At 72.0% G+C, this 4,371-nt stretch carries 5 protein-coding genes; all 5 read right to left on the bottom strand.

Annotation, left to right across the window (positions count from 1 at the left end):
* Positions 1-207: 207 nt before the first annotated feature.
* A complete protein-coding gene (locus TSO221_RS29290) occupies positions 208-447 on the bottom strand; it encodes a DUF1178 family protein (RefSeq protein WP_109122043.1) in 240 nt (79 codons plus the stop codon).
* 70 nt (positions 448-517) lie between these two features.
* Entirely contained in the window at positions 518-1,225 is a 708-nt protein-coding gene (gene nth, locus TSO221_RS29285; RefSeq protein ID WP_109122044.1) for an endonuclease III, read from the bottom strand.
* 166 nt (positions 1,226-1,391) lie between these two features.
* Positions 1,392-2,690 (bottom strand): peptidoglycan -binding protein, encoded by a 1,299-nt coding sequence (locus TSO221_RS29280; RefSeq protein ID WP_109122042.1) that lies wholly within the window; start codon positions 2,688-2,690, stop codon positions 1,392-1,394.
* 15 nt (positions 2,691-2,705) lie between these two features.
* Positions 2,706-3,869: a flagellar motor protein MotA gene (locus TSO221_RS29275; protein WP_109122041.1), complete on the bottom strand. Its 1,164-nt coding sequence runs from the start codon at positions 3,867-3,869 to the stop codon at positions 2,706-2,708.
* 37 nt (positions 3,870-3,906) lie between these two features.
* Positions 3,907-4,371: OmpA family protein (locus tag TSO221_RS29270; RefSeq protein WP_146208939.1), on the bottom strand; the 465-nt coding region annotated here is incomplete at its 5' end.

Here is a 4,371-nt window from a genome sequence, read left to right as displayed (position 1 = left end):
CCCTCCCTCGCCTCCGGCGGGGGCGTGGAGCCGGTAACGAAGTTAACGAGCGCCGAAGGCGATCGTAGGCGGAGCGCGGTCGCCCGCAAGTCGGGCGACCGGTGGAGGGGCCCACGAAGTGGGAGGGTGGGGGCTACGGTCTTCCCGTAAAGCCCCTGCCCCCTCCTGACCTCCCCCGCCGGAGGCGAGGGAGGGACTTGGATCACCTCACATCATCGCCTGCGCCATCGGGCAGGCGCCGTTGCCGCATCCGACCGGGTTGCAGGGGTGGGCGGGCGCGGCCGGCTGCGCCTTGCCGACGCGCGGGGCCATGATGGCCTTGGCCACCTCATGCCCGCCGCAGGACGGGCAGGTGAGGGACGGGCGCTGGGCGTCGTAGTCGGCCATGTTCTCGAACCACTGGTCGAACTCGTGGCCGCAGTTGCAGCGGAGCGCATAGAGGATCATCGCGTCGGTACCCCGGGGAAAGACCACAGTCGGCGTGTATGTACCCGAATCGGCCGCTCCCCGCCAAGCGTCAGCGATGTGACGTCACGCCGACCTGCCGGCACATCGACAGCAGCGGGCAGGTCGAGCATTTCGGCCGCTCGCCCGTGCAGATCCATTTGCCGAAGGGCACCAGCCGCTCGTTGATCTCGATCCAGTAGCGTTCGGGCAGCGTCCGCTCCAGGACCTCCATGGTGCGCTCCGGCGCGGTGGCGGCGACATAGCCCCAGCGGTTGGTCACCCGGTGCACGTGCACGTCCACCGCGACGGCCGGCCGCCCGTAGCCGACCGCCAGCGTCAGCGCCGCGATCTTCGGCCCGACGCCGCGGAACGCGGTGAGCCCCTCCGGCGTGTCCGGCACCCGGCCGCCGTGCTTGGCGACGATGCGGTGCGACAGCGCGATCAGGTCGCGGGCCTTGGGTTCCGGGAAGGTGGCGCCGTTCAGCAGGCGGACCAGTTCCGCCTCGTGCAGCGCCGCCATCGCCTCCGGCGTACGGGCCACGGCGAACAGGCGGCGGCAGACGGCCAGCGTCGTCTCGTCGCGGGTGCGGGCGGAGATCAGGCTGCCGACCAGCTGCTCGAAGGGCGAGCCGTAGCCCTCGTCGCGCAGCTCGAACATGGCGGCCTTCGGCAGGTCGGCGACGGCGATGCGCAGGCGGCGGAACGCCTCGTCGACGTCGAACGGCTCCTTGTCGGTCCGGCGCGGTGCCGGGGCGGCGTGGGTGGCGGGAACGGGCATGCGCGGGTCCTCCTCGCGCATGGAAACAGTAAATTCCCTCCCTCGCTCCCAGCGGGGGAGGGAAGGGGCCCGTGCGCAGCACGGGAAGGGTGGGGGCTTCGGCTTCGCCGGTAAGGCGTTGCCCCCACCCTGACCCTCCCCCTGCGGAGCAGGGGGAGGGGACCTGTCACCGCTGGTCGAACTTGATCTCGATGCGGCGGTTGCGGGCCAGCGCCTCGTCGGTGGTGCCGATGTCGAGCGGCTGCCACTCGCCGAAGCCGGCGGCGACCAGCCGTTCGGCCGGGATGCCCTGCTCGATCAGGAACTTCACCACCGCGATGGCGCGCGCCGCCGACAGCTCCCAGTTCGACGCGTAGGTGCGGGTGATCGGCCGGATGTCGGTGTGGCCGTCCACGCGCAGCACCCAGTTGATGTCCGACGGGATGTTCTTGCCCAGCTCGATCAGCGTCTGCGCGAGGTCAGCCATGCGGCGCTTGCCGGCTTCCTGCAGCTCGGACGAGGCGGAGGGGAACAGGATGTCGGACTGGAAGACGAAGCGGTCGCCGACGATGCGGATGTCCTGCCGGGTGCCCAGCGCCTCGCGCATGCGCCCGAAGAACTCCGAGCGGTAGCGGGCCAGCTCCTGCACCTTGCTGGCCAGCGCCTGGTTCAGCCGGGCGCCGAGGTCGGCGATCTGCACCTGCTGCTCGCTGGCCTTCCTCTCCGACAGGTCCAGCGCCGCGCCGATGCGGGCGAGCTGGTCGCGCAGCGCGGCGATCTGCTTGTTCAGCGTGTCGATCTGGTCGCTGCGCAGGCCCAGGTCCTTCTGCGCCTGCGCGATGTCCTTCTGCGTCGCCGCCGCCTTGTCGGTGGCCTCGGCGATCTGGCGGTTCAGCGCGGCGACCTGCTGGTCGCGCAGCGCGACCTCCTTCTGCGCCAGCATGGTCTTCTCGCCGGAGTCGGCGAGCTTCGCCTCCAGTTCCTTGCCGCGGTCGCGCGCCGTGCCGAGCTGGGCGAGCAGCGCCTGCCGCTGCTCCTCGGTCAGGCGCAGCGCGGCGGCGCGCTCCGCCACCTCGCCCTCCAGGCGCTGGCGCATCTCGCGCAGCGCGCGGATGTCGGCGGCCAGCGAGGCGGCCTCGCGGGCGACGGCGTCGCGGTCGTCCTGGAGCTGGCCCATGGCCGCGGTCAGGTCCTCGCGGGTGGCGACCGAGGCCTGGAGCTGGTCCGACACCTGCGCGATGTTGACGCGCAGATCGCCGTTGGCGTCGCGCTCCATGGTCAGCAGGTCGTTCAGCTCGGCCACCTTGCGCGACAGGCTCTGCAGCTGCTCGTCGCGGCCGGTCAGCGCGGTGGCGAGGTAGAACTGCGCCACCACGAACACCATCAGCAGGAAGATGACCACCATCACCAGCGACGACAGCGCATCGACCCAGCCGGGCCAGGCGTTCAGTTCGCGGTGTCCGTTGCGGCGGCTGAAACTGGCCATGGTGCGAGGGTTCCCTTACCGCCCGTCGGCGCGTTCCGCCTCTTCCGCCAGCGCCGCGATGGTGCGGGTGAGGACCTTGATCTCGTTGCGGATCTCGCCCACCGCCTGGGTGCGGCCGGAGGAGGTCTCCTCGACGAGGCGGGCGAGGTAGACGTCGATGTTGCGCAGGTGCTGGCGCGAGTTCTCGTCCAGCCCGCCGGCCGTGGCGTCGGCCAGCCGGCCCAGCACCTGCTTCATCTCCATCTGGCTCTCGGTGAGCTTCAGCAGCAGCGTCTGCTCGGCCCGCATCTGGTCGGTCAGCGTGCTCAGCCGCTCGGTCAGCGCCATCAGGTTGGCGTTGGAGGTGCGGCGGCTCTCCTCGCCCGAGGCGACGATGCGCTGCAGGCCGTCCAGGTTCTCCGCGGTCTGCTCCAGCAGCGCCTGGACGTAGACGGGGATCGACTGGTCGCCGGTCTCCAGGTTGCCGGCCGCCCCGGTGGACAGGCGGGTGGCGCCGGACAGCCAGTCCTCGACGTCCTGGAAGAAGCGGTGCTGCGCCTGCGTCGCCTGCAATTCCAGGAAGCCCAGCACCAGCGACCCGGCGAGGCCGAACAGCGAGCACGAGAAGGCCGTGCCCATGCCGGTCAGCGGCGCTTCCAGCCCATGCTGCAGGCTGGCGAACATGGTGGCGACGTCGCCGCCGCTGACGCTGAGGTTGCCGATCACCGAGCCGACCGAGCGCACCGTGTGCAGCAGGCCCCAGAAGGTGCCGAGCAGGCCCAGGAAGATCAGCAGGCTGATGAGGTAGCGCGACAGCTCCCGCGACTCGTCGAGGCGTGCGGCGAGGCCGTCGAGGACGGTGCGCATGGACAGCGCCGACAGCATCAGCCGCCCGCGCTTCTCGCCCAGCATGCGGGCCAGCGGGCCGAGCAGCACCGGCTCCGGCACGGTGGCGAGCGCGCCGGGGCGGTCGTGCTGGAACTGCTGGTAGCCGTGCAGCCACGCCACCTCCGGCCGCAGGATCAGCACCTGCCGGAAGATGAAGACGATGCCGGCCAGCAGCGCCGTCATGATCAGCCCGTTCAGCGCCGCGTTGGTCATGAACGCGCCGTAGAGCGCCGGGAACAGCAGCCCGACCACCACCACGACGACGACGAGGAAGAGGATCATCCGGGTCAGGAAGCGCTCGGGGCGCGTCATCGGAACCAACTCCTCCGTTCGGGCGCGCGCGCCTCGTTCAGTTCAGGAACTCCACGTCGATGCGGTCCGGCGGCCCGTCGGCGGCGCCGGTGCCCAGCGCGCGGATGTCGATGCGGGTGCTGCGGATGCCGAAGGCGGTCAGCCGCTCGCGCAGCGCCAGCGCGCGGGCCAGCGACAGCTGCCGCGCCTCGCGCGCGGTCTCCGCCGTGCCACTGGCGTAGGAGCGCAGCTGCAGGCGCAGGGTCTCGTTGGCGCGCATCCGCTGGGCCAGATCGTTCACCGTCGCCTCGGCCGACTCCGGCAGGTCGGACGCCGCGGCCTCGAACACCACGCTGAGCGCGCTGCGCGGCAGCGCCGGGGGCGGGGCGGGCGGCGGCAGGGCAGCGGTCTGGGTCGGTGTCGATGCCGGGGCCGGCGCGGGGGCCGGAGCCGGCGCCGCTGCCGGCGGAGCGGCGGCGGGAGCCGGGGTGGGGGGCGGCGCCGGGCGGGCGGCCGTCTGCAC

It is taken from the genome of Azospirillum sp. TSO22-1 (genome assembly GCF_003116015.1).
GTDB lineage: Bacteria > Pseudomonadota > Alphaproteobacteria > Azospirillales > Azospirillaceae > Azospirillum.
This window is presented reverse-complemented; position numbering and strand designations above follow the sequence as displayed.

What these genes read in the sequence shown, in the direction of transcription:
- TSO221_RS29290 (WP_109122043.1), bottom strand. Translation starts at nt 447, where the DNA reads ATGATCCTCTATGCGCTCCGCTGCAACTGCGGCCACGAGTTCGACCAG.
- nth (WP_109122044.1), bottom strand. Translation starts at nt 1,225, where the DNA reads ATGCCCGTTCCCGCCACCCACGCCGCCCCGGCACCGCGCCGGACCGAC.
- TSO221_RS29280 (WP_109122042.1), bottom strand. Translation starts at nt 2,690, where the DNA reads ATGGCCAGTTTCAGCCGCCGCAACGGACACCGCGAACTGAACGCCTGG.
- TSO221_RS29275 (WP_109122041.1), bottom strand. Translation starts at nt 3,869, where the DNA reads ATGACGCGCCCCGAGCGCTTCCTGACCCGGATGATCCTCTTCCTCGTC.